The sequence below is a fragment of the Mesorhizobium sp. Mes31 genome (assembly GCF_024519675.1).
Classification (GTDB): domain Bacteria; phylum Pseudomonadota; class Alphaproteobacteria; order Rhizobiales; family Rhizobiaceae; genus Mesorhizobium.
On record NZ_JALJRL010000002.1, the window covers coordinates 368,112 to 392,645 of the forward strand.

Annotated in this window: 26 protein-coding genes; 17 read left to right on the plus strand and 9 right to left on the minus strand. The window is 62.9% G+C overall.

Annotated elements, in window-relative coordinates; all coding sequences use genetic code 11:
- Positions 1–2: 2 nt before the first annotated feature.
- The 6 genes from pdxA to NR193_RS04435 form a co-directional block, all read right to left on the minus strand.
- Positions 3–1,031 (minus strand): 4-hydroxythreonine-4-phosphate dehydrogenase PdxA, encoded by a 1,029-nt coding sequence (gene pdxA / locus NR193_RS04410; protein WP_256749647.1) that lies wholly within the window; start codon positions 1,029–1,031, stop codon positions 3–5.
- A gap of 1 nt (position 1,032) precedes the next feature.
- The gene (locus NR193_RS04415; RefSeq protein WP_256749648.1) at positions 1,033–1,959 is read right to left on the minus strand and encodes a peptidylprolyl isomerase; all 927 of its coding nucleotides are present in this window, start codon (positions 1,957–1,959) and stop codon (positions 1,033–1,035) included.
- A 98-nt stretch (positions 1,960–2,057) separates the two neighbouring features.
- Entirely contained in the window at positions 2,058–4,478 is a 2,421-nt protein-coding gene (locus NR193_RS04420) for an LPS-assembly protein LptD (RefSeq protein ID WP_256749649.1), read from the minus strand.
- Entirely contained in the window at positions 4,478–5,563 is a 1,086-nt protein-coding gene (lptG, locus tag NR193_RS04425) for an LPS export ABC transporter permease LptG (protein WP_256749830.1), read from the minus strand. The genes NR193_RS04420 and lptG overlap by 1 nt, the downstream gene beginning before the upstream one ends.
- A complete protein-coding gene (gene lptF, locus NR193_RS04430) occupies positions 5,560–6,762 on the minus strand; it encodes an LPS export ABC transporter permease LptF (RefSeq protein WP_256749650.1) in 1,203 nt (400 codons plus the stop codon). The genes lptG and lptF overlap by 4 nt, the downstream gene beginning before the upstream one ends.
- Positions 6,749–7,063 carry a hypothetical protein gene (locus NR193_RS04435; protein WP_256749651.1) on the minus strand — a complete coding sequence of 105 codons (315 nt, stop codon included), beginning with the start codon at positions 7,061–7,063 and terminating at the stop codon, positions 6,749–6,751. The genes lptF and NR193_RS04435 overlap by 14 nt, the downstream gene beginning before the upstream one ends.
- Before the next feature lie 68 nt (positions 7,064–7,131).
- Between NR193_RS04435 and NR193_RS04440 the strand changes: the two genes are divergently transcribed.
- The 9 genes from NR193_RS04440 (at position 7,132) to NR193_RS04480 (ending at position 14,903) form a co-directional block, all read left to right on the plus strand.
- A complete protein-coding gene (locus NR193_RS04440; RefSeq protein WP_256749831.1) occupies positions 7,132–8,643 on the plus strand; it encodes a leucyl aminopeptidase in 1,512 nt (503 codons plus the stop codon).
- A 25-nt stretch (positions 8,644–8,668) separates the two neighbouring features.
- Entirely contained in the window at positions 8,669–9,118 is a 450-nt protein-coding gene (locus NR193_RS04445; RefSeq protein ID WP_256749652.1) for a DNA polymerase III subunit chi, read from the plus strand.
- A gap of 173 nt (positions 9,119–9,291) precedes the next feature.
- Positions 9,292–9,909, plus strand: coding sequence for a hypothetical protein (locus NR193_RS04450; RefSeq protein ID WP_256749653.1), 618 nt, complete (start codon positions 9,292–9,294; stop codon positions 9,907–9,909).
- Positions 9,906–10,754: a 23S rRNA (adenine(2030)-N(6))-methyltransferase RlmJ gene (locus NR193_RS04455; RefSeq protein WP_256749654.1), complete on the plus strand. Its 849-nt coding sequence runs from the start codon at positions 9,906–9,908 to the stop codon at positions 10,752–10,754. The genes NR193_RS04450 and NR193_RS04455 overlap by 4 nt, the downstream gene beginning before the upstream one ends.
- A 271-nt stretch (positions 10,755–11,025) precedes the next feature.
- On the plus strand, positions 11,026–11,478 hold the full coding sequence (locus NR193_RS04460; RefSeq protein WP_256749655.1) for a hypothetical protein: 453 nt from the start codon (positions 11,026–11,028) through the stop codon (positions 11,476–11,478).
- A gap of 135 nt (positions 11,479–11,613) precedes the next feature.
- Complete coding sequence (locus tag NR193_RS04465; protein ID WP_256749656.1) at positions 11,614–12,195, plus strand: TetR/AcrR family transcriptional regulator; 582 nt, start codon at positions 11,614–11,616, stop codon at positions 12,193–12,195.
- Entirely contained in the window at positions 12,192–13,028 is an 837-nt protein-coding gene (locus NR193_RS04470; RefSeq protein ID WP_256749657.1) for a DMT family transporter, read from the plus strand. Before NR193_RS04465 ends, NR193_RS04470 begins: the two co-directional genes overlap by 4 nt.
- A 5-nt stretch (positions 13,029–13,033) precedes the next feature.
- Positions 13,034–14,212 (plus strand): MFS transporter, encoded by a 1,179-nt coding sequence (locus tag NR193_RS04475; RefSeq protein WP_256749832.1) that lies wholly within the window; start codon positions 13,034–13,036, stop codon positions 14,210–14,212.
- Between the two features lie 76 nt (positions 14,213–14,288).
- Positions 14,289–14,903, plus strand: coding sequence for a LysE family translocator (locus NR193_RS04480; protein ID WP_256749658.1), 615 nt, complete (start codon positions 14,289–14,291; stop codon positions 14,901–14,903).
- Positions 14,904–14,945: 42 nt separating this feature from the next.
- Here NR193_RS04480 and NR193_RS04485 read toward each other — a convergent pair whose 3' ends face one another.
- Positions 14,946–15,236, minus strand: coding sequence for a transcriptional regulator (locus NR193_RS04485; RefSeq protein WP_256749659.1), 291 nt, complete (start codon positions 15,234–15,236; stop codon positions 14,946–14,948).
- A gap of 628 nt (positions 15,237–15,864) precedes the next feature.
- On the opposite strand from NR193_RS04485, the gene NR193_RS04490 reads away from it, so the two are divergent.
- Positions 15,865–16,251, plus strand: a complete 387-nt coding sequence (locus NR193_RS04490; protein WP_256749660.1) for a hypothetical protein — start codon at positions 15,865–15,867, stop codon at positions 16,249–16,251.
- 443 nt (positions 16,252–16,694) lie between these two features.
- On the plus strand, positions 16,695–17,291 hold the full coding sequence (locus tag NR193_RS04495) for a glutathione S-transferase family protein (RefSeq protein ID WP_256749661.1): 597 nt from the start codon (positions 16,695–16,697) through the stop codon (positions 17,289–17,291).
- A gap of 79 nt (positions 17,292–17,370) precedes the next feature.
- Here NR193_RS04495 and NR193_RS04500 read toward each other — a convergent pair whose 3' ends face one another.
- Positions 17,371–18,027 (minus strand): outer membrane protein, encoded by a 657-nt coding sequence (locus NR193_RS04500; RefSeq protein WP_256749662.1) that lies wholly within the window; start codon positions 18,025–18,027, stop codon positions 17,371–17,373.
- Positions 18,028–18,439: 412 nt separating this feature from the next.
- On the opposite strand from NR193_RS04500, the gene NR193_RS04505 reads away from it, so the two are divergent.
- The 6 genes from NR193_RS04505 (at position 18,440) to NR193_RS04530 (ending at position 23,715) form a co-directional block, all read left to right on the plus strand.
- Positions 18,440–19,204 (plus strand): SDR family oxidoreductase, encoded by a 765-nt coding sequence (locus tag NR193_RS04505; RefSeq protein ID WP_256749663.1) that lies wholly within the window; start codon positions 18,440–18,442, stop codon positions 19,202–19,204.
- On the plus strand, positions 19,201–21,267 hold the full coding sequence (gene uvrC, locus NR193_RS04510) for an excinuclease ABC subunit UvrC (RefSeq protein WP_256749664.1): 2,067 nt from the start codon (positions 19,201–19,203) through the stop codon (positions 21,265–21,267). Before NR193_RS04505 ends, uvrC begins: the two co-directional genes overlap by 4 nt.
- A gap of 220 nt (positions 21,268–21,487) precedes the next feature.
- A complete protein-coding gene (gene pgsA / locus NR193_RS04515; protein WP_091577231.1) occupies positions 21,488–22,084 on the plus strand; it encodes a CDP-diacylglycerol--glycerol-3-phosphate 3-phosphatidyltransferase in 597 nt (198 codons plus the stop codon).
- 1 nt (position 22,085) lies between these two features.
- Entirely contained in the window at positions 22,086–22,343 is a 258-nt protein-coding gene (moaD, locus tag NR193_RS04520) for a molybdopterin converting factor subunit 1 (protein WP_256749665.1), read from the plus strand.
- Positions 22,344–22,345: 2 nt separating this feature from the next.
- Positions 22,346–22,822, plus strand: coding sequence for a molybdenum cofactor biosynthesis protein MoaE (locus NR193_RS04525; protein ID WP_256749666.1), 477 nt, complete (start codon positions 22,346–22,348; stop codon positions 22,820–22,822).
- Positions 22,823–22,950: 128 nt separating this feature from the next.
- Positions 22,951–23,715 carry a YbaY family lipoprotein gene (locus NR193_RS04530; RefSeq protein ID WP_256749667.1) on the plus strand — a complete coding sequence of 255 codons (765 nt, stop codon included), beginning with the start codon at positions 22,951–22,953 and terminating at the stop codon, positions 23,713–23,715.
- Between the two features lie 72 nt (positions 23,716–23,787).
- Here the strand turns inward: NR193_RS04530 and NR193_RS04535 are convergent, their stop codons facing one another.
- The gene (locus tag NR193_RS04535; RefSeq protein WP_256749668.1) at positions 23,788–24,393 is read right to left on the minus strand and encodes a class I SAM-dependent methyltransferase; all 606 of its coding nucleotides are present in this window, start codon (positions 24,391–24,393) and stop codon (positions 23,788–23,790) included.
- Between the last annotated feature and the right edge of the window lie 141 nt (positions 24,394–24,534).

The following is a 24,534-nucleotide window of genomic DNA, read 5'->3' on the forward strand; positions in this document are numbered from 1 at the left end:
TCTCAAGCGGCAACCGCCTTCGTGTTGGTGTCGGCCAGTTGGCGGGCAAGGCGCAGCGCCGCCATCAGGCTGTCGGGCCGCGCCACGCCCTTGCCGGCTATGTCGAAGGCGGTGCCGTGGTCGGGCGAAGTGCGTATGAAGGGCAGGCCGAGCGTGACGTTGACCGCCTCGTCGAAGGCCAACGCCTTGGCCGGGATCAGCGCCTGGTCATGATACATGCACAGCGCCACGTCGTATCCCGCTCGTGCCCGGGCGTGGAACAATGTGTCGGCTGGCAGCGGGCCGAAAGCGTCGATGCCTTCGGCGCGCAGCATGTCGACTGCCGGGCGGACAATGCGCTCGTCTTCGAGGCCCATTGTGCCGCCTTCGCCGGCATGCGGATTGAGGCCGGCGATGGCAAGCCGTGGTCTGGCGATGCCGAAGCGGCTGGCAAGGTCGGCGGCGGTGATGCGCGCGGTCGCGACGATCAAGTCGATGGTCAGCGCCTTCGGCACCTCGGCCAGCGCGATGTGGATGGTGACGGGAACGGTGCGCAGATCGGGGCCGGCCAGCATCATCACCGGCATCGCCTCGACACCGCTGTGTCGGGCGGCCAGATGCGCCAGATATTCGGTGTGGCCGGGAAAGCGGAAGCCGGCATCGTAGAGCGGCTTCTTGGCGATGGGGCATGTGACGACGGCCGCCGCATCGCCGACAAGGCAGTCGGCGACGGCGCGGTCGATGGCCTCGATGGTTCCCGCCGCATTGGCCGGGTCCGGTCGGCCAGGGCTGTCGATGCTGCGGGCGGCCAGCGGAACGATCGGCAGCGCCTGGGCAAAGACTTGCGCCGCTTGCGCTGGCGTCGTTTCAACCATTGGCAGCGAAACGCCGAGGTGACGCGCCCGGGAGGCGATCAGCACCGGATCGGCGAGCAGATAGAAGGGAGGCAAACCGGCGGCGCCGCGCGCCAGAAAGGCGGCGATCGCGATCTCCGGCCCGATACCGGATGGATCACCGACGCTCAACGCGAGCGCAACCACCGCGTTGCCCACGTCAGCGCTTGACGATGCGGGCTTTCGCCTTCAGCTCGTCGACATATTTCTTGCTGAGTTCGTCGGCGTTCTTGTCGCCGGAGCCCTCGCTTTGGAACACCATCTGGGCGACCTTGTCGTCGGATACTTCGCGCGACGAGCAGATGCCGATGAACTCGACGCCGCGCTCGGTCTCGCGCGTGACGGTGGCGCCGCCGACCTTGGTTGCCTTGATTTGCTCGGCCCAGTCAGGCGGCAATTGCGGCGCCAGCACCCGGCCCAGATCGCGAACGGTGACGTCGATCAGGCCCTTGGCGAATTCGCGCGTCGTGTTGCAGCCGTTGAAGCGGGCACGCATGGCGTCGGCCTCGCGCTTGCGCTTGGCCAGGGTCGCGCTGCGTTCAGCGGCCGGCACGACGAAGATGACTTGCTGCAGCATGTACTCGGTGGCGCTCGGCTTGGAGCCGCCTTTTTCGAGCATCTTCTTGACAAGGTCCTGTTCGCTGACGGCACCGGTGCCATCGCCGGACCGGTAACGTGCGCTCAAAGCCTGGTTCCAGGCCATCTGGGCGCGAATGAATTCCTTGAAGTGGTCCTTGCTGACGCCGGATTTCTCCATGACATTGTCCAGCTGGCTGAGCTGCATCTTGTTGCTCGAGGCAAAGCGCTGGTAGGCAGCCTCGACCTGCGCATCGCTGATCCGGATGCCAAGCCGCCTGGCCTCGGCCGTACGCAGCGTCTGGTCGATCATTTCCTGGGCGGCGTCGCCCTTCTTGCGCTGCAGCTTCAAGAAGGCGGCGCGGTGTGCGATGTCGCCAGTGGTGACCGGAATGTCGTTGACGACGTACTTGATCTCGCTGGCGAAAGCCGGCGGCGTCATCACGGTGATCGACACGGATGTCGCCGCCACAAGCAGCGCGAACCCTGCTGAAAAGAGGTACTTCCTCATCGTTGGTATCCCAATTTTATCCCGGTTCCGCCCAATTTTATCTTTTTCCGGGTGCGCGAATTCCGTGCCAGCCCTATGCGGCGAAACGATGTCGCCGATTACTGGATCGTATCGACGGCACTGGTCGACGAGCCGAAGTCGCCAAGGGTGCGGAACGACAGGTTGAAGCCGATGCTTTGCGTCACCTCCCTGGTATTCAGGTCGCGCGACTGCGAGTACGTCATCAGATAGGTGAAGCAGGAATCGTTGTACGCGAAGCCGACGCCGTCCTTGACCAGCAGGCTTTCCTGCAGATCATAGGTTCCGGTTCCGAAGACGCGCCAGTTCTCGGCAAGGTGCGTGGATGCGCCGAGCGTGACTTCGTGACGGTCGGTTGTGAAACCGTAGAGCGGCTGGGCCTGGATGAAGGCGTATTTGGCGCTCAGCGACACCGGCAGGCCGGAATAGGCGGCCTTCACCTCGGCGCGGCGAATCTCGAAAGTCTGTTCGTCGAAACGGCCGCTGACCGAGGCCGCGAACCCGTTGGGGCTGTTGACGCCAATCAGGCCGACATAGTCGGACTTGGTGGTTTCGAGGCCCGAATAGGCGCCGACATTGACCAGGTCCGCCGCCGCGAAGGAGTTCTCGCCGCCAAGCTGATAGGACTGGCCGAAAATGGCGTTGGTGCCCCAGCCATTGATGTAGGAGCCGGAATAGCGCAGGCCGACATTGGCGCGCGAACCGCCTTCGACACGGTCGTACCCGGAGAACTTGTCGCGTTCGAACAGGGTGGTCGCATCGAAGACCATGCTCTGGGCGTCTTCGTTCGGCACGGCAAGACCGCCGACATATTGCTCGTTTGGGCGCACAAAGACCTGCGCCATCGGCTCGATAACATGGCTGGACCCGCTGGCCATGGAAAACAGCAGTGGCCAACGCATCTCAAGGCCGGCTGTTGCCATGTAACGGGCAAACGACGAGCGCATATCGTCCTGCTCGCCCAGATTCGTCGCCATCTGGTTGATGGCGGCGAGCGAAGCCGATGAAGCGTTGAGGTAGTCGACGTCGCCCTGCAGTGCCAGCAACGGCGTCACCACCAGCCCATCATCGGTGACGAATGTCCGCTTCCATTCGGCCTCGGCGGTCAGACGTCCGGATTCGCCTTCAATGCCGCGTACGCGCTGCGTGCCTGAAGAGGACACGTAAGGGGTGAAATAGGTTTGATCGAGTTCATCGCGGTGGATGACCCGCGCATTGACATTGAGCGACAGCTGGCCGCCGGCCACCGAGACGTCGGGGATATAGGCATAATCGAGCGATGGCAGCACCCAGGGCTGCTGGCCGTTTCGCGCGGCGGCTTTGTTGTTGAGCGTATCCTCCTGCACCTCGAAGTGCATTGCGCGCACGTCGAAATAATTGCGGCCGTTGAGACCCGTCAGGTAGACCGACGATTGGTGGACGGCGCCATTGTACTTGTCGATGTTGTAGGTGTTCGAGAAGTTCTTGTCGGTCTGCAGCAGCACGTCCCAGCCGAAATTCCAGCGCGAATTGATCGCGAACTGGCCCTGGGTGCCCATCATGCCACGGAATTTGTTCGGATCGCCAGCCGCACCCGAATCGACGTTGTGACCGGCGCTGTCGATGAAGGCATCGGGATCCTGCTGCTGAATCCCGGCGATCTTCAAACTGTACTCGCCATTGTTGAAACGCTGGCGCCATTCGGCCTCACCGAGGAAGCCCTGCTTGGTGTAGCCACTGCCCGTCACGGTCAGGTCGTATGTCGGCGCAAGTGCGAGATAATAGGGAATCTTGACGCCGACGCCGAGGTCGCTTTTGTAGACGATGCTGGGGATCAGGAAGCCGCTCTTGCGCTTCACCGTCGGGTCGGCAATCTCGAACGCAGGCAGGTAGGCGAGCGGGAAGCCGAAGAATTCGAAATTCGCATTCTCGAAGCGAACCGTCTTCTTCTCGCCGTTCCAGATGATCTTCCTGGCCTTGACACGCCAGGTCGGCGCTTTGTCGGGCTTGTCCTCGCACGGTTCGCAGGCGGTGTAGACGCCATTATGGAACGTGGTCAGCACGCCGCCCATGCGCTCTGCGCTTTCGGCGGCGAAATAGGCCTTGTCGATGGTTTCGACACGCAACGCGTTGACGAAGCCGTCGGCAAAATCATCGGTGATGTCGATATGCTGCGAATTGATCTTGGTGCCGTCGCTGTTGACGACTTCGACATTGCCGCTCGCGACCATCCGCTTGGTGTTGCGGTTGTATTCGACCCTCTGGGCGACAAGGCGATTGCCGCCATAGTCGATCTGCACGCCACCGACGGCGGTCACGGTCTGGTTGTCGTTGTTGTAGACCAGCGTGTCGGCGGCCAGCAGCATCTGCGAGCCGGACGGGACCTTGGTCGCCATGTCGCCGACGTCCTGCGCAAACGCTGGCAGCGGGACACCGCAGGCAAGCAGGCACGCCAAGGCGGTCGCCGCATAAAGGCGCGCCAAACCGTCCTGCCTGTTGCTGGGCAAAAACGCCTCCCTCACTAGCCGTCTTCCTTGTATAGCAGGAAAGTCACCCCGAAGAACATAGCCACGACGACCGGCACCCAGGCGGCTACGACAGTCGGCACAAACCCCGCCACGCCGAATGCCTTCACCAGCACCGAAACGACATAAAGCAGAAACCCGGCGATGATGCCACCCAGAATCATCGTCGCTGACTGCCCCATCCTAGCAAATCGCATTGAAACTGTTGCCGCAATCAGCGTCATGGCGACGAGAAGGAACGGCAACGCCACCAGCGAATCAAACTGCATGGCAAAGGCATTTGCCTTGAGACCGAAGGAGCGGGCAACCTCGATCTTTCCGGGCAGGTCATAGAACGGGATGGTTTCTGGGCGCGCCAGCCGTTCCTGCACGAATTCAGGCTTAAGGTTGGTCGGCACGCGATCGCTTGCCGATGGCTGGATGGTGCCGTTCCTGAAGGTCTTGACGTCCTGCAGTTCCCAATAGCCGTCGCGCAGGAAGGCGCGCGCCGCGTCCTTGCGCTCGACGATGTCGCCTTGCGGGTCGAGAATGAAAAAGACGGCATCGGCCATCTCCAGTCCCTGGTTGAGGATGGCCCGCGCGCCGATGATGGTGTCTCCGGAAGCGGTTTTCTGCCGGATCCACGGTGCGGCATCGGCCGAAACCGTGTTCGACTTGCCGGAGCGCAACTGGGTCTCGATCTGCTCGGACCACGAAAAGGCGTGCGCGGCGAGCGGATTGATGATGCCGACCGACAGCACGCCGAACAGCAACGCTCCGATGCAGCAAGGCAACAGGAATTGCCAGGCGGAAACGCCGGCGGAACGCGCGATGACCAGCTCATACCGTCGGTTGAGCGACACCAGCGTCGCCATCGCCGAGAAGAGACCGACGAACGGCACCGTCTGCAGCATGATCATCGGCATCCGGAGCGCCGAAATGGCCACTGCGGTCCCATAGGTGAAGCCGGGCAGGCCAGTCGTGCGGCCGGAAAGCTCGGTGAAATCGATCAGGAACACCAGCGCCAGCAGGCCGATGAAGAACCAGATGGTAATCGTCACATAGCGGAAGAAGAAATAGCGGCCCAGTGTCCAGCCCATCAGCTGACCCCTTGCCCTGAAGTGCCACGCCCGGACAAACGCAGTTTGACGGCATTCCAGCCATCACCGACGCGGGCGGCGAAGTTTGTCATCCAGTCCGCCCAGGCCACCGGCAGTTCCATGGTCCGGTTGGAGACGATGAACCAGATCGCCACCGCTGACGCCACGATGGGCACGCCATAGACCATATAGGCATATTGCGGGATTTCATCGGCCTTGCTGGCGGCAAAGAAACCCAGCCAGCGCACGAACAGCGATATCGTGATGGCCGTGATCAGCGGATTGACGCGCGCCTCGCGATGCGAGCGGGCGTCTCCGGCGACCGCGAGCGCGATGAGCGCGAAGACCATGGAATAGGTCCATTCCGAAAACCGCTGGTCGATCTCGGCCCGGTATTCGTTGGGACGTTGCTGAAAATTCTTGTCGTTGGCGCTCGGGTTGAGCAGGTACTGAGTCGTCTGGTCCTTCGGCAGCAGCGTCACCTCCGAAGCCGCCGCCATGAAGGCCGACATGTCGAAGGCATAGGAGGTGAACCGGATGACCGAAAGGTCGCCGGTCAGCGTTTTGCGGTGAATGACGCCGTCATTCATCATCAACACCTTTTCGCCGCCGCGCTCGACGATGCTGCCGGTCTTGGCGTAGTAGACGAGGTTGACCCCTTCCTCACGCGAATCCGCGACGAAGATGCCGCCCAGACGATTGTCGGGAAGCCGTTCGCCGATCTGCAGGAACAGTCCGTCCTCGATCTTGCGGAAGGTGCCTTCCTGGATGATCAGCGACAACAGATCCGCGCGTGACGACGCCACCAGGGCCCGGTTTTTCTGGCGCGCGTAGGGGTCGATGCCGTTGTCGACTGCAAAGGAAAAGACGCTGGCCGCGAGAGCCAGCAGCATGATCGGCCGCACGATCGTCCAGCGCGAGGCGCCCGAGGCGTTGACGACGGCAAGCTCCGAATCCGAATTCATGGCACTGAGTGTCTGTGCGACAGCCACCACCAGCGCAAAAGGCACGACGATCGGGACGATCGAGGGAAGAATGAGGGCGGCGACTTCGAAGAAGGTCAGCGCCGACTGGCCGCTGTCGGTAACCAGGTCGATCTTTGCCAGCACCTGCGTCGTCCACACGATGGCCAGCGTCCAAACAAGCGCTGCCATGAAGACCACGAAAGCGCGGCGCATGATGTAGCGTTCAATGACCTTCATGAAGGCTTTTCTCGATTTTTTCGAACGGCATCATGCCACCGCACAAGGGTAGCTGTCCGGCGGCGCCTGCACAACTGGCTCCATCAGATGGTCGATCCGGTTGCTGTCCCAGATCACGCTCCCGGTGGGCTGGAGTGTCGGCGGGAATGGATAAGAAAGGGAGAACATCGATGGTTAACAACAAGTTGCGGCAAGATGCGGGGCCGTGCCGCGACGAATCGCCATCGATTCCGTTGGTCATATGGGGCGCGAATTTGGCAAAGTCTTGCCAAATGCCGGAAAACGACCAAATGTCGCGCATCGCTTCACACCGCTTCCCTCGAGCCAAACCTTCCCGGCAAGCTACGCATTCCCCGAAAGCAGGACATGATGAATCAAAGACCGACGATCGCCTTCGCCAAATTTTCCGCACCCCAAACCGCGGCGAACAAGAAGGGCAGCGTCTTCGTGCTGTCGGCGGATGAGGGCGGACTGAGCGACGCCGCCAAGGCTTGCGATCCCGGCAAGACGCTGGAGCGGGCCTTTCCGGTGGCGGAGTTCACGGGCAAGTTCGCCGGCGTGGTGGAAGTGCTGGCACCCGAAGCAACCTCGCTCGACAGGCTTGTCGCCATAGGCGCCGGCAAGGCGTCGGGGCTCGACGACTATGCCTGGCTGAAGCTCGGCGGCACCATCGCCACGTCGCTGCGCAAGGCGACCGATGTGACCGTGGTGCTCGATCTGGTCGGCGCCTCGCCGAGCGGCAAGGATGCGGCAAGCCTTGCCGCCGGCATTCTTCTGCGCAGCTATGCCTTCGACAAGTACAAGACCAGGAAGGACAAGGATGACGGCAAGGCGGAGCCGAAGAAGCCGGTCAAGATAACCATCCAGACCGCCGATCCGACCGCTGCGAAAAAGGCCTTCACCGATGCGGAGGCCGTGATCGATGGCGTGCTTCTAGCGCGCGACCTCGTCAACGAACCGGCAAACGTGCTGGGGCCGGTTGAGTTCGCCGCTCGCGCCAAGGAACTCGAGGCGCTCGGCGTCAAGGTCGAAATCATCGCCGAGAAGGAGATGAAGAAGCTCGGCATGGGCTCGCTGCTTGGCGTCGCGCAAGGTTCGCCGCGCGGCGCCCGCATGGCGATCATGCAATGGAACGGCGGCAAGCCGAAGGACAGCCCGGTCGCTTTCGTTGGCAAGGGCGTCACATTCGACACCGGTGGCAATTCGATGAAGCCGGCCTCGGGCATGGAAGACATGAAGGGCGACATGGGCGGCGCGGCAGCCGTCACCGGCCTGATGCATGCCTTGGCTGCTCGCAAGGCGAAGGCCAATGTCGTCGGTGTCATCGGCCTTGTCGAAAACGCGGTCGACGGCCATGCCCAGCGCCCCGGCGATATCGTCACGTCGATGTCGGGCCAGACCATCGAGGTGCTCAACACCGACGCGGAAGGCCGCCTGGTTCTGGCCGATGCACTGTGGTACTGCAACGACCGTTTCCAGCCGAAATTCATGGTCAACCTGGCGACGCTGACTGGCGCCATCATGGTGGCGCTCGGCCAGCATTATGCGGGCCTGTTTTCCAACAATGACGACCTGGCCGAAAAGCTGACGGCGGCGGGGCAGGCAACGCAGGAGCGGTTGTGGCGCATGCCGCTCGGCGCCGAATATGACAAGCTGATCGATTCCAAGAACGCCGACATGAAGAACATTGGCGGTCGCTATGGCGGCGCCATCATCGCGGCGCAATTCCTGCAGCGCTTCGTCAAGGATACGCCATGGGCGCATCTCGACATTGCCGGCACGGCGATGGGGTCGCCGTCGAACGAGATCAACCAGTCCTGGGGCTCGGGTTTCGGCGTCAGGCTGCTCGACCGGCTGGTGCGTGACAATTATGAACAGTGAGCGGGGTCAACCGGTATAGACTGAAATGGCCGACGTCCTCTTCTACCATCTGACCGAGTCAACGCTGGAAGATGCGCTGCCCGGCCTGCTGGAGCGCAGCATCGATCGTGGTTGGCGTGTCGTGGTGCAGACCGGCACGGAGGAGCGCCGCGACGCGCTCGACCAGCATCTGTGGACCTTTCGCGACGATTCGTTTCTCGCCCATGCGACTGATCGTGAGGCTTATCCCGGCGAACAGCCGATCCTGTTGACCACCGGCGACGGCAACCCGAACGAGGCAAAGATAAGGTTCCTGGTCGACGGCGCCATGCCGCCTGAGCTTGGCGGTTATGAGCGGGCCGTGTTCCTGTTCGACGGCCACGACGCCGCCCAGGTCGAGGCGGCCCGCGGGCACTGGAAGACGATGAAGGACGCTGGCCATGCGGTGACTTACTGGCAGCAGACGCCGGATCGCCGTTGGGAACGCAAGGCGTAGGCAGACCGCAGCGGCACTTCTTGGCGTCATGGGATTCGACAAGACATTCGGGCGGTCTCGACATACTGCTGGACAAGATGGAGTCTGCGCGCTGCTGGACGAATTGGAACTGCGCAACGGACCGGTGCAAGCTGGTTGTCCGGCAAGGGGCGATTTACAAGGTGACTTTCTGAATGCGCTTTCTATTTGTCCTGATCCTGCTCGCCGGCATTGGCATCGGTGTCATCTATCCCTGGGCGATGACCAATTTCTCCGGTCATGAGATCGGCACCTGGCGGGTCTACGAGCAAGGCCGGTTCAAGCCGCTGACGGTGCCGCTCTCCGGTCACGACGCGCCGGTGCGGGTGTTGGTCGACCTGACCGCCAGGGCCGAGCGCATCGTTTCGCAGCAGCGCACGGTGCTGACGCTGACCGCCGCCACCAATGGCCGAACGGTTCTCGCCTCGACGCTGCAGTTCAACCATTCCGACAATCCGCGCCAGGCCAGCCCGCAACTGCCCGACAAGATTTTTCGCGATGAGGCCGGCCTGATCCCGGCCGTCAGCCCCGGTCCCTACACTTTCACCGTCGGCCCGGGCGACGCCGAGGACATCCCGATGCGGGCGGTCGACCTCATCCTGCGCTCCGGTGTCGGCGAGATCGACGGTCGCGCGCGGCCGGTCGGCCTTTCGCTGATGGCCGCCGGTCTGATTGGGCTGATACTGGCCATGCGTTTTGGTGGCCGCGGCGGCCGACCGGAAAATCCGAACTCGCAGCCGCCACCGCCACGCTGGGGCAGGGGTTCCGCTTGAATTATCGCCACGCCTACCACGCCGGGAATTTTGCTGACGTCGTCAAGCATGTCGTGCTGACGCGGTTGCTCGAATATCTGAAACAGAAGGACAAGGCGTTTCGCGTCATCGACACCCATGCCGGCATCGGCCGCTACGATCTGTCGTCGGTCGAAGCGCAGAAGACCGGAGAGTGGCAAGGCGGCATCGGCCGGCTGATCGATGCTTCGTTCGACGCGTCCGCGGCGGCGCTGCTCGCGCCCTATCTCGAGGCAGTTCGGTCGATCAACCCTGATGGCGGGGTGAAGAGATATCCGGGCTCGCCCCTGATCGCGCGACATCTCATGCGCAAGCAGGACCGGCTGTCGGCGATCGAACTGCATCCCAAGGATGCCGCGAGGCTGAGGACGGAATTCGGCGGCGATTTCCAGACGAGGGTGATGGAACTCGACGGCTGGCTGGCGCTCGGGGCGCATCTGCCGCCGAAGGAAAGGCGCGGCCTGGTGCTCATCGATCCACCATTCGAGGAAGCGGGCGAATTCGACCGTCTCGTCGATGGGCTCGAAAGGGCGCACAAGCGGTGGCCCGGCGGCATTTATGCGCTGTGGTATCCGATCAAGGACCGCAGGGCGATCATCGCCTTCAGAAAGGCGCTGCGGCAGTCCGGCATCCCCAAGCTGCTCGACATAGAATTCGAGATCAGGCCGTCTTCGACCGAACCAAGCCTCGACGGCAGCGGCATGGTGGTGGTCAACCCGCCATTCACGCTGGAAGGCGAGCTGCGAACCGTGTTGCCGGCGCTGCACAGATTGCTTGCCGTGGAAAAGCCGGCGCATTGGTCTCTCGACTGGCTGGCCGGCGAGTAGGTCGCGGCGGCCATCATCGAAGCGAGGCAATGAAACGCCGGTCGGCGCGAAAAAGCCCACGTTCCGGAGGGGGCGGGAAGGCGGGCTTTTTTGCGGCCCAGGGCTTGCGCTCTCATGGGTCCAGCCACCAACGTGCGGGAGCCATTTCGGTTCCACGCAAGGCCCCGCTTGGCCAAAGCCGTTTCCAGCTGGGAAACCATCGTCGATACAACCGCTTGACCGCCGCCAAGCGAATCCGCACAGTGCGCGCAACCGACCTTGAGAGGCTGCCATGACTCGCTTTGCCAAATCCGCCCTTGCTGCCCTGATTTCGCTCTGCACCCCGCTTGCCGCGCCTCTCGCCGTCACCCAGTCCGTGCAGGCGGCCGACCTTGGCGTCTATTCCGAGGACGATGGCGGCATCTGCGGTCAGAACTGGGTGCTCAACAAGATCACCAGCCGCTTCTCCTATCAGGTGCATCATGTGCCGCATCTGCCGAATGTGCAGATCACCGATTTTCACCGCATCCATCAACACCGCTATCTGCCGGCCAACGAGTCCTGGCCGATCGGCCGCCGCTATTGCGGCGCCACCGTCAGCCTCTCCGACGGCCGCGACCGCGCCATCTGGTACCTGATCGAGGAAGGGCAGGGCTTTGCCTCGATCGGCGACAATGTCGAATTCTGCGTCTCGGGCTTCGACCGCTGGATGGTCTACAACGGGCGCTGCCGCGTCCTGCGCTGAGCGCGTTTTTCCCTTCCCGATCCCTTTTCGCGCCCTCGGCTCGATAGGCCGCGGGCACTTTTGTGCCGTGTTGACAGAGGATGCGATCCGCCGCATGGTGATGAGACAGACCGGTCTCATCACTCGGTGAACGCCATGACATCGTTGCCTGCTTCCGACAAACGCCAGCACGTCGTCGAAACGGCCTACGCGCTGTTCAAGCGCGCCGGCTTCCATGCCACAGGCATCGACCGGATCATTGCCGAGGCCGATGTGGCCAAGATGACCATGTATCGCCACTTCCCCAGCAAGGACGAACTGATCGTCGAGGTGCTCGATTATCGCGCCAGGCGTTTTGACCGCCAGCTCGACCGGCTTGCCGAGGAGGGCACCACGCCAGAGCAGAAGATCGCAAAAATCCTCGACTGGCACGAGCGCTGGTTCCGCGGCCCGGATTTCCACGGCTGCCTGTTTGCGCATGCGCTGGCCGAGTTCGGCGATCCCCAGCATCCTGTGTTCAAGGCAGCCGCCAGACAGAAGGACGGCCTCAGGCGACGGATGCAATCCATCCTCGCAGAGGTGATGCCGCGCGGACGGGCGGAGAGCGCGGCGGCGGCACTGTTGATGCTGATCGAAGGGGCGACCCTGATGGCGCAGATGGGGCAGGCGGACACCGCCATTCGCGACGCCCGCAAGGCCGCCCTGGGCATCATCGCGGCTTCGCGCAGGCCGCAATGAGCCCGCTGGTCATCGGGCTGGCGCTCTTCGCCGCGATCTTGCACGCAAGCTGGAACGCCTTCCTGCGAACAGGGGCCGACAGGTTGTGGACCGTCACCGTCATGAGCTTTTCGAGCACGGCGCTCGCCATTCCCTTCGCCATCTTTCATGCCCTTCCGGCTGCGCCGGCCTGGCCCTATGTCGTGCTCTCGGCCTGCCTCCAGGTCGGCTACAGCGTGTTTCTGGTGGCCGCCTACAGATATGGCGAGCTGGGGCAGGTCTACCCGATCGTTCGCGGCAGCGTGCCGCTCCTTGTAACACTCGGCGGTTTTTTCCTGGCCAACCAGCAGCCCACCGTGCCGCAGACCGTCGGCGTCGCTCTGGTCGCCGGTGGCATCATGGGACTTTCGCTCGGAAGAGGCAGAGCCGCCACCACATCGATATTCTATGCACTGGCAACGGGAGCGATCATCGCCGCCTATGCCACGGTCGATGCGATCGGCGTTCGCGCGGCGGGCAATGCCGGGGCCTATACCGCCTGGGTCCTGCTGATCTATGGCGCCTTGCTGCCGGCGACCTTCGTTGCCTGTCGTGGCAGGCTCACTATTGACCTGCGGGCGCCGGAAACCTGGAAGGCGCTGGGTGGCGGCCTGTTCGCACTTCTGGCCTATGGTGTCGTGGTCGCCGCCTTCGCTCTGGGCCCCGCCGGCCCCATCACCGCGATCCGCGAAACCAGTGTCGTCTTCGCTGCCTTCATCGGGCGCCTGTTTCTCGGCGAGATGCTGACGCCCCGGCGGGTCGGCGCCTGCGCCATCGTCGCGCTCGGCGCCATCTGTCTAGGCTATCAGCCGTGACGGAAATGCACGCGCCCGTCGGTACGGGCAGCAGCTCCGCCAGGATCGACAATGGCCTGCTTGCGATACTCGCGGTCGCCGCGGGCCTGACAGTTGCCAACAACTACTACAATCAGGCCATGCTCGGCTTGCTGGCGCACCAGTTCGCTCTGTCGGCCGGTACGGTTTCGGCACTCCCTGTCGTGACGCAGCTGGGCAATGTCGCCGGCATCCTGTTTCTGGCGCCTCTCGGCGATCGGCTTGAGCGACGCTTCCTCATCCTGGCGACAATGGCAGCGCTGGTCGTCGCCCTTGTGGCGGCGGCACTGGCGCCAGGTTTTCTCTGGCTTGTCATTGCTGGCATCGGCATTGGTCTCTTCGCAACCGTCACACAGCAGATCGTGCCGCTCGCCGTCCATCTGGCGTCGCCGCAAGAGCGCGGCCGAGTCCTCGGCATCGTCACCGGCGGCATCCTCATCGGCATCCTGCTTGCCCGCACCGTCAGCGGCATCATCTCGGATCTATGGGGATGGCAGGCTGTGTTTTCTGCCGCCGCCGGATTGATGCTCGTCACCGGGGTGGCTCTCGCATGGCGCTTGCCGCGTCTCGAGCCGGTCACCGATCTAAGTTATGCCAGGCTGCTCGGCTCGCTGTGGACGCTGGTGCGCACGCACAGCATCCTTAGGCAGGCGATCGTCGTGCAAGCGCTGATCTTCGCCGCCTTCATCGGCTTCTGGTCGACGCTCGCTCTTGCCTTCGACGCTGCTCCCTATCATTTCGGCGCCACCGCGGTCGGCCTGATGGCGCTGGTCGGCGTTGCCGGCGCGCTTGCAGCTCCACTCGCCGGCCGCTTCGCCGATCGGCGCGGACCCGGTGTCATCGTCTCGATCGGTGCTGGCCTGGTGGTCGCCGCCTTCGCCATTCTCGGGCTGTTCCAGGGATCGCTGGCGGCGATGATCGTCGGTGTGCTGATCCTCGATCTGGCGGTGCAATCTTCGCAGGTTGCCAACCAGGCGCGCATCCACGCCCTCGATCCGACGGCCCGCAGCAGGCTGAACACAATCTTCATGGCGACGATGATTCTTGGCGGCGCCTGTGGCTCGGCTATATCAGGCGCCGCCTATTCGGCGTGGGGATGGAGCGGCACCTGCGTGTTCGGCGCGGCATCCGCCGCGATCGCGCTGTTGCTGTCGCGAAAACGATGATCTTTCCGGCTATCGCCGGCAGTCAAACCGGCTAATCTGAACACCCGAGAGCAACACTTCACTTTCGGGAGCCTTCATGGACCTTGCAACCATCCTTGCCTTCGCTGCCGCCTTCTTCGTGTTCGCCGCCAGCCCCGGCCCGGACAACATGACGATCGTCGCTCGCACGATCTCCGGCGGCGTCGCGTCCGGCGTCGCCTACGGCGCGGGCACCGTGGTTGGCATCCTCGTCTTTCTCATTCTCGCCGCCTTCGGCCTGTCGATCATCGCCGCCAAGATGGCGATCGTCATGACGGCGCTGCGCTACGGGGGAGCGGCCTACCTGATCTGGATGGGCATCAGGCTGTGGACGGCCGTGCCCGTCGTGCCGGACCTGCAGCCCATCTCCGACCGGCGTGGCTTGTTGACGATCTTCGCCACCGGCATAGCCCTCAATCTCGGCAATCCGAAAATGCCGCTGTTCTATGTAGCGCTGCTGCCGAACGTGGTCGGAGCGTCGCTTGACGTTGATCATCTCGGCGTATTGACGATGGTGATCCTGGCCGTCGAGGTCGTGGTAATCGGTGGCCATGTCATCCTCGCCGGTCGCGCCCGCAGTCTGCTCCGCACGCCCAGGATTGTGCGCCGGGTCAACCGTGCGGCGGGCGGTGTGATGATCGGCGCCGGCGTTGCCGTGGTCGTCACGCGTTGAGAGGCATCGCTGGTCGCCGCTCTATTTTCCGCGCGGCGCGGCCTAGGCCTGATCGAGAAGCTTGCGCAGAAAGGCAACGTGACCGCGGAACGCGCGCCGTCCGGCCGTCGTCGCCTTGACGCGCGTCTGCGGCCGGCGCCCGACGAACAGCTTTTCGACGTCGACATAGCCAACCCTTGCGAGCGTATCGATATGTGCGCCGAGATTGCCGTCGGTGACGTCCACGATGGCCTTCAGCCGGGTGAACTCCAGCGCCTCGCGCCTTTCCAGCGTGCTCAGGGCGGCCATGATTCTAAGTCGCGTGCTCTGGTGGATGATTTCGTCGGCGCCCATCATTTGGCTCCGGCGCGGCGGAGCCGGAGACCATCTCCGATGAGACCGCATCCATGGGACCCCGCCTCGGCGATTCCGGGCAGCGACAGCGCTTGCTGTTGTGCGATCGACATCGAAGCACTCCCGTATTTCTTTCAGAATACTCTGTGCTGTAGAGTTATCTGTCAATCCTTTCGCAAGCGGATGAGAGGATCGCGCTCGACAAGATGGCGGCGCGATCGGCCATCGCATTGCTCTCGTGATCTGTGAAGATCGTCACTTGCACAAGACGATCATGTCGATAAACAGCTTCACCATCGAAGATCAAGGCGCAAGGCCGCCCGCTGATCTTCGGAGCTTCGCGGAAAGATCGGTCTGACAGTGCGCGGAGAATGTCGGCGACGGACTGCCGGCAATAATCAAAGATCAGCAACGCATCTTTGCGACGGTCAGCATGATCGTGTGCCCTTCGTAACCAAAACTTAATCTGCAAAAATCAGTGTATTGCTTCGCTGGCTAGAGAGCCGCGAGTCAGATATGCATTCCCCGCCGAGGTCATTCACGGCCGTCGGCGTAACGCAAGGGGCATGATATGGCGAAGCAGTCGTCTAAGGCGCCGGCATCCAAGACACCGGCAAAGAAAGCACCCGTGAAAGCAGCGACGGCGAAGGTCGCCGTAGCAGTGAAGAAAGCAGCGCCTGCGAAGGCTGCGGCGAAGCCGGCGGCGAAGGCCGCACCGGCCAAGAAGCCTGCCGCCAAGGCCGCGGCAAAACCGGCGGTGAAGAAGGCGGCACCCGCGAAGGCAGCGGCAAAGCCGGCGGCCAAGGCAGCACCGGCCAAGAAGCCCGCGGCCAAGGCAGCGGCGAAACCCGCAGCCAAGAAGGCAGCGCCCGCGAAGGCAGCGGCAAAGCCTGCCGCCAAGGCAGCGCCGGCCAAGAAAGCGGCAGCGGCGGCAACCAAGCCCGCCGTGAAGAAAGCCGCGGCACCGAAGGCCAAGGCAGCACCGGCAAAGGCGAAGGCGCCGGCCAAGAAGTAGACCAGGCCTTGTTGGAGCGGTGCGTGTCCTGCTGGACGCGCAGAGAACGCTCCGGCACTTGCGAGCGACGCATGATCATTCCGAAAACCGGGACCGGTTTTCGGGTCATGTGCAGGACGTGGGGGAAGGGAGTCAGGGCAGCAAAGCGAGGCGCCGACAGGCCGCCTCGCTTGCTCGCACGTTTTGGGTTTCTTTGAACCTGGTCGTGAAACGAATGGCCCCGCCGCGAGGCCGGGGCTGCGAGAGATCGAGAAGCAGGTCGGATGCTCCGCTCTGCTCCGGTTGTTCTCGCTCCGCGTGGATCGAGCATCCGTCAGCCAGGCCGCAATGATCATGGCAGGAAGCCGCCACCGGTTTTCTGGCAGCTGGTTTTCTGTCGCCTGGCCATTGCCGGGGCAACCGTTCCCGGTAGACAGTGCCGGTCGGCAAACAGGAATCCAATCATGCCCAGACTTCTCTACGCCTCTACCTCACCCTACAGTTCCAAGGTACGCATGGCCGCGGTCTATGCCGGCATTGCCATCGAGGCGGTGCCGGTCAAGACCGACGACAAACCGGCGGTGCTGATAGAGGCCAACCCGCTCGGCAAGATCCCGGTGCTGGTGCTGGATGACGGCCGTTCGGTCCATGACAGCCGCGCCATTACCCAGCATCTCAACCGTTTGTCGAAGAACGCGCTGTTTCCGCGTAATCCCGACAAGCGGCTAGAGGCGGAAGTGCTGGAGGCGCTGGCCGACGGCATCTGTGATTGCGCGCTGTCGATGGTCTATGAGCGGCGCACGCGGCCTGAGGAGATGGTCTATCAGCCATGGCTCGACCGCCAATGGGCGAAGATCACGGCGGCACTCGACCTGCTCAACGCCAACCCGCCGAAGCTGCCGAAGAAGATCACCGTCGGCCAGATGGCGTTGCGCGCCTGCCTTGGCTATCTCTCACTGCGCTTTGCCGGAAAATGGGAAAAGGGTCGCGCCCGGCTGACGCGGTGGGCAGCGCGCTTCGACGAGAAGTTTCCTGAGCTCAAGCCCTGCATTCCCGGGTGACCGATCGTCCGCCTGAGCGGTCGGACATAAAAAAAGCCGGGCGCGAGGCCCGGCTTTTTCGTGTCGTGGCTTGAACGACTTAGAACTTCATACCGACGCCAAAGGTGACGCGATTGTCGGTGGCCTTGACCTTGCCGATACCGTCGAAGCTCTTGCTGCCGAAGTCGGTGTAGCGATACTCGACACGGCCGAAGACATTGTCGGTCAGCTTGATGTCGGTGCCGACGCCGGCGGTCCAGCCGAGCATCGTAGCGGTGTCGCTGGCGGGAATGACGGAGTCCTCCACCTTCAGGCTTCTGCCGGCGAGACCGCCGGTGCCGTAAAGCAGGATTTCCGGGGTCACGGCGTAGCCAAGACGGGCACGCAGCGAGCCTTCGAAGCCGCCTTTGGAGTGGATGCCATTATCGTCACCCTTGACGCCGTTGTAGCCGAGTTCGACTTCACCGCCGTAGACGAAGTTCTCCTGCTGCCACTGATAGCCGCCGAAGACACTGCCGACGAAACCCTTGGTATCGGTTTGAACGCCGAAGTCCTTTTCCTTGGTACGGCCGCTGAAGCCATAGCCAACATTCAGACCGGCATAGGGACCAGCCCAGGACGCCACAGGCAGTTCAGCAACGGGTGCTGGTGCCGGCGGCTCTTCGGAAACGACGTCCGCGGCATAGGCGGTTCCACTGAGGGCGAAGAGGCCCAGCGCTACGGCCAACGGCCGTGCGAATTTAAGATTGGCTTGCATTGTTCTTTACTCCTTAAGCCACAGGACACAGGCTTGTTTCTCACGATCGCCATCGACCCGTCCGGGGGGTGAAACGGATCTGGCGTTCGTCGGTTCCAAATGTCGTGTCAAAATGCGGCTGAAGCGAACCTGAACTTGGGTCATTCCCCGGCGCGAATGAGGCGGAACCGTGACGTTGCATCTTCGCAACAGCGAAATGGCAGGAGCCACTTCATGCTGCGCTGCACACCGCTTGGTGCAAGGAGTCCAGCGCCCTATATTGCGGTCGGCGGCTGCGAGTCAAAGATGAGTCGAGACGCCGAACCGGCGGTTTCGCCACAATGCTGCCCAAGGTGCGAACGCCATTTAACGCATGCCGGGCCATATTTCGCCGGCGCCGTTTTTCCGGCCCCAAATTGAGGATTGACAGCATATGAGTAAAGCCACTGCCACGGCGCTGGTGACGGGCGGGGCAAAACGGATCGGCAGGGCAATCGTCGAGGATCTCGCCGCCCACGGTTTTGCCGTGGCCATCCACTGCAATCGCTCGCGCGCCGAGGGAGACGTATTGGCCGCCCAGATCAACCAGGCCGGCGGTCGCGCTGCGGTTGTCAGCGCCGATCTGACCGATATGGACGCCGTTGGCGGACTCGTCGGCCAGGCGGAAGCAGCGCTCGGACCGATTTCGCTGCTGGTCAACAATGCGTCGCTGTTCGAGGACGATTCGGTTCTGGATTTCGACTGGCGGGCCTGGGACCGGCACTTTGCCGTGCATGTGAAGGCGCCGACGCTGCTGGCGCAGAATTTCGCCCGGGCGTTGCCCGAGGAACAGGAAGGGCTGATCGTCAACGTCATCGACCAGCGGGTCTGGCGCCCAACGCCACGCTATTTCTCCTATGCGCTGTCGAAGTCGACGCTGTGGATGGCCACGCAGATGATGGCGCAGGCGCTCGGTCCGCGCATCCGCGTCAACGGTATAGGTCCGGGGCCGACCCTGAAGAACGCTCGCCAGGACGACAGTGATTTTGACGCGCAGGTCGAGGGTTTGATCCTCAAGCGCGGCCCGCAATTGTCGGAATTCGGTGCCACCATCCGCTATCTCTGGGAAGCCCGCTCCGTCACCGGCCAGATGATCGCGCTCGATGGCGGTCAACACCTTGCATGGCGGACGCCCGATGTGACAGGCATGGTGGAATGAGTCCTGTAGACCACAAGAACAAGCCGCGCGGCGGCGCCGACGATCTGCCCCCCGATATCGATCTGGAGGACGAGGCGGTGGAAGAGATCGTCGAACCCGCTGGTCCCGACGTGGCGTTCACGGCAATCGACTGGACGCCGCATGCCGGCGACGCCGAAGGCATGGTCGGTGCCGAGGTGATCCAGACGCTGGTCAAGCGGCTGCCCAACGCGCCCGGCGTCTACCGCATGATGAACGCCGCTGGTGACGTGCTCTATGTCGGCAAGGCGCGCAGCCTGAAGAAGCGCGTGACCAACTATGCGCAGGGCCGCTTCCACACCAATCGCATCGGCCGCATGGTGCGCGAGACGTCGACGATGGAGTTCGTCGTCACCCGCACCGAGATCGAAGCGCTGCTGCTCGAAGCCAATCTTATCAAGCGTTTGCGGCCGCGATTCAATGTTCTGATGCGCGACGACAAGTCGTTTCCCTATATTCTTCTGACCGGCGACCATGTCTCGCCGGGCATCTACAAGCATCGCGGCGCGCGGTCGCGCAAAGGCGATTATTTCGGCCCCTTTGCTTCGGCAGGCGCCGTCGGCCGCACCATCAATTCGTTGCAGCGCGCCTTTCTGCTCAGGAGTTGCACCAACTCGTTCTATGAGAACCGCACGCGGCCGTGCCTGCTCTACCAGATCAAGCGCTGCGCCGGCCCGTGCACCGGCGAGATCTCGCATGGGGACTATGCCGAGCTGGTCGCCGAGGCGAAGGATTTCCTCTCCGGCCGCAGCCAGAAGGTGAAGACGGAAATTTCCGCCGCCATGCAGCAGGCCTCCGAGGACCTCGATTTCGAGCGCGCCGCCATCTATCGCGACCGGCTCGCGGCGCTGTCGCATGTACAGAGCCATCAGGGCATCAATCCGGCGACCGTCGACGAGGCCGATGTTTTCGCCATCCATCAGGAAGGCGGCCAGGTCTGTATCCAGGTGTTTTTCTTCCGCACAGGCCAGAACTGGGGCAACCGTGCCTATTTCCCCAAGGCCGATCCGGCGTTGGAAGCGGCCGAGGTGCTGGGCTCGTTCCTGGCACAGTTCTATGACGACAAGCCGACGCCTCGGGCGATCCTCCTGTCGCATGGCGTCGAGGACCAGGAACTGCTGGCCGAGGCGCTGTCGACCCGGGCCGGCCGCAAGGTCGCGATCCTGGTGCCGCAGCGCGGCGAGAAGAAGGATTTGACCGACAACGCCTTGCAGAATGCACGCGAAGCGCTCGGCCGCAGGCTGGCCGAAACCTCGACGCAAGGGCGGCTGCTTGCCGGCTTCGCCGAGACCTTCGGCCTGCCCAAGCCGCCGGTGCGCATCGAGGTCTACGACAACTCGCACATCATGGGCACCAACGCCGTCGGCGCCATGGTCGTCGCCGGGCCGGAAGGCTTCGTCAAGAACCAGTACCGCAAGTTCAACATTCGTTCGACCGAGATCACGCCGGGTGACGATTTCGGCATGATGCGCGAGGTGATGGAGCGGCGTTTTTCGCGGCTGCTCAAGGAACATGGCGATGTTGCGCCCGAGAATGCGGTGGCGGCCGGTGCAACCGATGAAATCGAGGAGGACATCTCCGGCAGCTTTCCGGCCTGGCCCGATGTCATCCTGATCGACGGCGGCCAGGGCCAGATGACGGCGGTGCGCAAGATCCTCTCGGATCTCGGCATCGAGGACCGCGTCGTGGCGATCGGGATCGCCAAGGGCCAGGACCGCGATGCCGGCCGCGAGCGTTTCTTCGTCAGGGGCAGGGACTCGTTTTCACTGCCGATTCGCGATCCGGTGCTGTATTTCGTCCAGCGCCTGCGCGACGAGGTCCACCGCTTCGCCATAGGTTCGCACCGGGCCCGCCGAAAGAAAGAAATGGTCAAGAGCCCGCTCGACGAGATCAGCGGCATCGGCCCCGGCCGCAAGCGCGCCCTGCTTCTGCATTTCGGCACCGCCAAGGCGGTCAGCCGTGCCGCCATCGAGGATCTGAGGAAAGTCGACGGCATTTCCGAACAGGTTGCCAAACTGGTCTACAATCACTTCCACGAGAGCTGATGCATGTCGCCCAAAAGTGCACGGCGGTTTTGGGACAACGACATGCACGAAAGGGAAGAATGCATGTTCGCCCAAAAGTGCGCAGCGGTTTTGGGACAGCGACAGGCATCACACTTTAAGGAAGTTTATCGCTATTTTCGGCTGGCCAATCGATTTTGGCCTGTTGACCCCCCACATTCGCATCTGATTTGAGTACGCAGGCAGAAAGAGTCCCCAAGACATGGCCAAGCGCGCGTTCAACCTGCCCAACATGCTCACCTACGCCCGCATCATCGCGGTGCCGTTGGTCGTGCTGTGCTTTTTTCTGGAGGGGCATCTGAAATCGAGCGACTTCGCCCGCTGGTCGGCGCTGATCATATTCCTGCTCGCTTCGATTACCGATTACCTGGATGGCTATCTGGCGCGCGCCTGGCAGCAGACCTCCAACATCGGCAAGATGCTTGACCCGATCGCCGACAAATTGCTGGTCGCCACCTGCCTCTTGCTTCTGGCGGCCGACACCGATCGTCATGCGGGCATCGCCGGCTGGTCGCTGTGGGCCGCGATCATCATCCTGTGCCGCGAAATCCTGGTCTCGGGCCTGCGCGAATATCTGGCTGCGCTCAAGGTCTCGGTGCCGGTGACGCAGCTTGCCAAGTGGAAGACCGCGATCCAGATGGTCGCCATCGCCTTCCTGCTGGCCGGTCCGGCCGGTGACAAGATATTCCCGCTGACCACGCAGACCGGGCTGGTGCTGCTGTGGATCGCGGCCCTCGTTACGCTCTACACCGGCTACGACTATTTCCGCGCCGGCCTCAAGCACATCATGGATGAATGAGATGGCGACCCGGCTCATCTATTTCGCCTGGGTGCGCGAACGGATCGGCACATCCGAGGAAAACGTTGAATTGCCTGATGGCATCGAGACGGTCGCCGACCTCTTGCGCTGGTTGAAATCGCGCGGCGAGGGCTACGAGCAAGCGCTGCAATATCCCGATGTGATCCGCGTCGCCATCAACCAGGAACATGTCGACCATCGCGAGAAGATATCGGGCGCGCGCGAGATCGCGCTGTTCCCGCCAATGACCGGGGGCTGAAAATGACCGGCGCGGTCGTACCTGTCGTGCGCATCCAGGCGCAGGATTTCGACGTCGCCGCCGAGATTGCCAGACTGACGCAAGGCCGCGCCGATATTGGCGCCGTGGTCACCTTCTCCGGTCTTTGCCGCGACGAGGCAGGCAGCCTCTCAGCACTTGAGCTCGAGCATTATCCCGGCATGGCGGAGGCCGAAATCGCCCGCATCGCCGCCGAGGCGATCGAGCGTTGGCCGCTGCAGGGGCTCACCGCCATCCATCGCCACGGCAAGATCGCGCCGGGGGAGAACATCGTGCTGGTGGTGGCCGCCTCGGCACATCGCCATGCGGCATTCGAGGCAGCGAACTTTCTCATGGACTATTTGAAATCGCGCGCACCTTTTTGGAAGAAGGAGCATCGCATTGACGGCTCGGAGGGCGGCTGGGTCGATGCCAAGGAGGCCGACGCCAAGGCCGCACGGCGCTGGAAACCGCACGAATAAAGTCCTGCCGCAGCCATGCATTGACCGCAATCCTTTGGCCAATTGACCGCAGTTGGTCAGCCTGGGCAATGGCAACCCGGGGCATTGGCAGACCGGGGCACTGGCAGCCCGGGCAAAGGGAGGTGGTCATGCTGGACAGGATCGCGGAATTCTTTGTCTTCGGTTTTGTGCCGCTGGTCGTCGGTGTGTTGTCCTTGCCGGAACTGTCTGTTGCCGCCGAACAGGCCGTGAAAGGCGAGGTCATCTATCGCGAGCGCATCGCGTTGCCGCCCAGTGCCGTGCTCTCCGTCCAGCTTGCCGATGTCTCGCTGGCGGATGCTCCGGTCAAAATCATCGGCGAACAGAATATCAAGCCTGCCGGTCAGGTGCCGATCAGCTTCGAGATCAAATTCGACCCCTCCGTCATCCGGTCGCAGACGACGTATGCGCTGCAGGCTCGGATCACCGTCGACGACAGGCTGCTGTTCATCTCCGATGTGCGCCATCAGGTCGATCCGCTGACCGATGTGCCGCAGACGATCATGCTCAAGATGGTCACGCCGAGCACCGAGCCGACGGCTTCCGTTTTTGGTCAGCTCTGGCTGGTCGACTATGTCGACGGCATTGGCGCCATCGCCGCGCCGCAAGCGACGTTCAGGATCAGCGAAGCTGGCAAGGCAGGCGGCAGTGGTCCTTGCAACACCTATTTCGCCACGGCCAAGGTCGACGGCCAGGCGATCACGATCAGCGAGATCGGCTCGACCTACAAGGCCTGCTCGCCGGAGGTGATGGCCGAGGAAAAGGCGCTGTTCGATGCCTTGGTCAAGGCTGCGTCATACAGTGTCGATGCCGGCAAGCTCGCTATTGCCGACAAGGATGGCCGCGAGATCCTGCGCTTCAGCGCCGCAAGCTGAGGTGTCTTGATGGCCGGGCGCGGGCCTGGCCATTGATATCGACACTCTGATGTCGGACCGAAACGGACGCTCTCACTCAGCCCGTTCGAAAACGGCACCGTAGTGATAGGGCGGCACCTCGACCAGTTCGGCCAGCCTGAGGCCGCCCGCTTCGGCGGCCGCTATGGTCTGTTCCGGTGACAGCCTCAATTCGGTCCTCGGTCCGCGAGGCTCGCCCAGCACGATCGTTGTTTCGCGCGGACGCTGGTGCCAGTTGACGATGGCGAGACGGCCACCAGGGCTGAGCGTCGCCCGCGCCGCGCGCGCCAAACGCGGCCGGTCGGGAACGCCGTGAAAGGCGTTGGCCATGAAGATAAAGTCGGCGGGTCGAAGCGCCAGCCTTGAAAGCTCGTAGGCGTCGCCCGCCACAAAGTCGCAATTCGTCACCCCGCTTTCGGTCAGCCGGCGCCGTGCGGCTTCGAGCGGATCGGCATCGATATCGATGGCCAGGACATGACGCGCCATACGGGCCATCGGCAGCGTGAACCAGCCGTCGCCGCAGCAGACATCGATCGCTTCCATTCCAGGCTTGATCCCCGTTGCCGAAAGCACGGCGGTTGGGTCGGGCCACAGCGCCTCCCACCAGCCGCTGTTCGGCATCTCCGTGCCCTGGAAGAAACCCGGAATGGCACTGGTCATGCTGAGGTCGCTCCATCGTCGGCAAACATCCGCGACATGTCTCAACCCTAGAGCATGATCCCGAAAAGTGGAATCCGGTTTTCGGGAAAGATCATGCTCAAACAAAGAGATAGAGCCCCATCCAGATTCCATCGGGATGGA

Bases quoted from the DNA above. Each gene is read 5' to 3' on its own strand.
- NR193_RS04415 (WP_256749648.1), bottom strand. From the start codon at position 1,959: ATGAGGAAGTACCTCTTTTCAGCAGGGTTCGCGCTGCTTGTGGCGGCG.
- lptF (WP_256749650.1), bottom strand. From the start codon at position 6,762: ATGAAGGTCATTGAACGCTACATCATGCGCCGCGCTTTCGTGGTCTTC.
- NR193_RS04435 (WP_256749651.1), bottom strand. From the start codon at position 7,063: ATGCGCGACATTTGGTCGTTTTCCGGCATTTGGCAAGACTTTGCCAAA.
- NR193_RS04440 (WP_256749831.1), top strand. From the start codon at position 7,132: ATGAATCAAAGACCGACGATCGCCTTCGCCAAATTTTCCGCACCCCAA.
- NR193_RS04445 (WP_256749652.1), top strand. From the start codon at position 8,669: ATGGCCGACGTCCTCTTCTACCATCTGACCGAGTCAACGCTGGAAGAT.
- NR193_RS04450 (WP_256749653.1), top strand. From the start codon at position 9,292: ATGCGCTTTCTATTTGTCCTGATCCTGCTCGCCGGCATTGGCATCGGT.
- NR193_RS04460 (WP_256749655.1), top strand. From the start codon at position 11,026: ATGACTCGCTTTGCCAAATCCGCCCTTGCTGCCCTGATTTCGCTCTGC.
- NR193_RS04465 (WP_256749656.1), top strand. From the start codon at position 11,614: ATGACATCGTTGCCTGCTTCCGACAAACGCCAGCACGTCGTCGAAACG.
- NR193_RS04470 (WP_256749657.1), top strand. From the start codon at position 12,192: ATGAGCCCGCTGGTCATCGGGCTGGCGCTCTTCGCCGCGATCTTGCAC.
- NR193_RS04475 (WP_256749832.1), top strand. From the start codon at position 13,034: ATGCACGCGCCCGTCGGTACGGGCAGCAGCTCCGCCAGGATCGACAAT.
- NR193_RS04480 (WP_256749658.1), top strand. From the start codon at position 14,289: ATGGACCTTGCAACCATCCTTGCCTTCGCTGCCGCCTTCTTCGTGTTC.
- NR193_RS04485 (WP_256749659.1), bottom strand. From the start codon at position 15,236: ATGGGCGCCGACGAAATCATCCACCAGAGCACGCGACTTAGAATCATG.
- NR193_RS04495 (WP_256749661.1), top strand. From the start codon at position 16,695: ATGCCCAGACTTCTCTACGCCTCTACCTCACCCTACAGTTCCAAGGTA.
- NR193_RS04500 (WP_256749662.1), bottom strand. From the start codon at position 18,027: ATGCAAGCCAATCTTAAATTCGCACGGCCGTTGGCCGTAGCGCTGGGC.
- NR193_RS04505 (WP_256749663.1), top strand. From the start codon at position 18,440: ATGAGTAAAGCCACTGCCACGGCGCTGGTGACGGGCGGGGCAAAACGG.
- uvrC (WP_256749664.1), top strand. From the start codon at position 19,201: ATGAGTCCTGTAGACCACAAGAACAAGCCGCGCGGCGGCGCCGACGAT.
- pgsA (WP_091577231.1), top strand. From the start codon at position 21,488: ATGGCCAAGCGCGCGTTCAACCTGCCCAACATGCTCACCTACGCCCGC.
- moaD (WP_256749665.1), top strand. From the start codon at position 22,086: ATGGCGACCCGGCTCATCTATTTCGCCTGGGTGCGCGAACGGATCGGC.
- NR193_RS04525 (WP_256749666.1), top strand. From the start codon at position 22,346: ATGACCGGCGCGGTCGTACCTGTCGTGCGCATCCAGGCGCAGGATTTC.
- NR193_RS04530 (WP_256749667.1), top strand. From the start codon at position 22,951: ATGCTGGACAGGATCGCGGAATTCTTTGTCTTCGGTTTTGTGCCGCTG.
- NR193_RS04535 (WP_256749668.1), bottom strand. From the start codon at position 24,393: ATGACCAGTGCCATTCCGGGTTTCTTCCAGGGCACGGAGATGCCGAAC.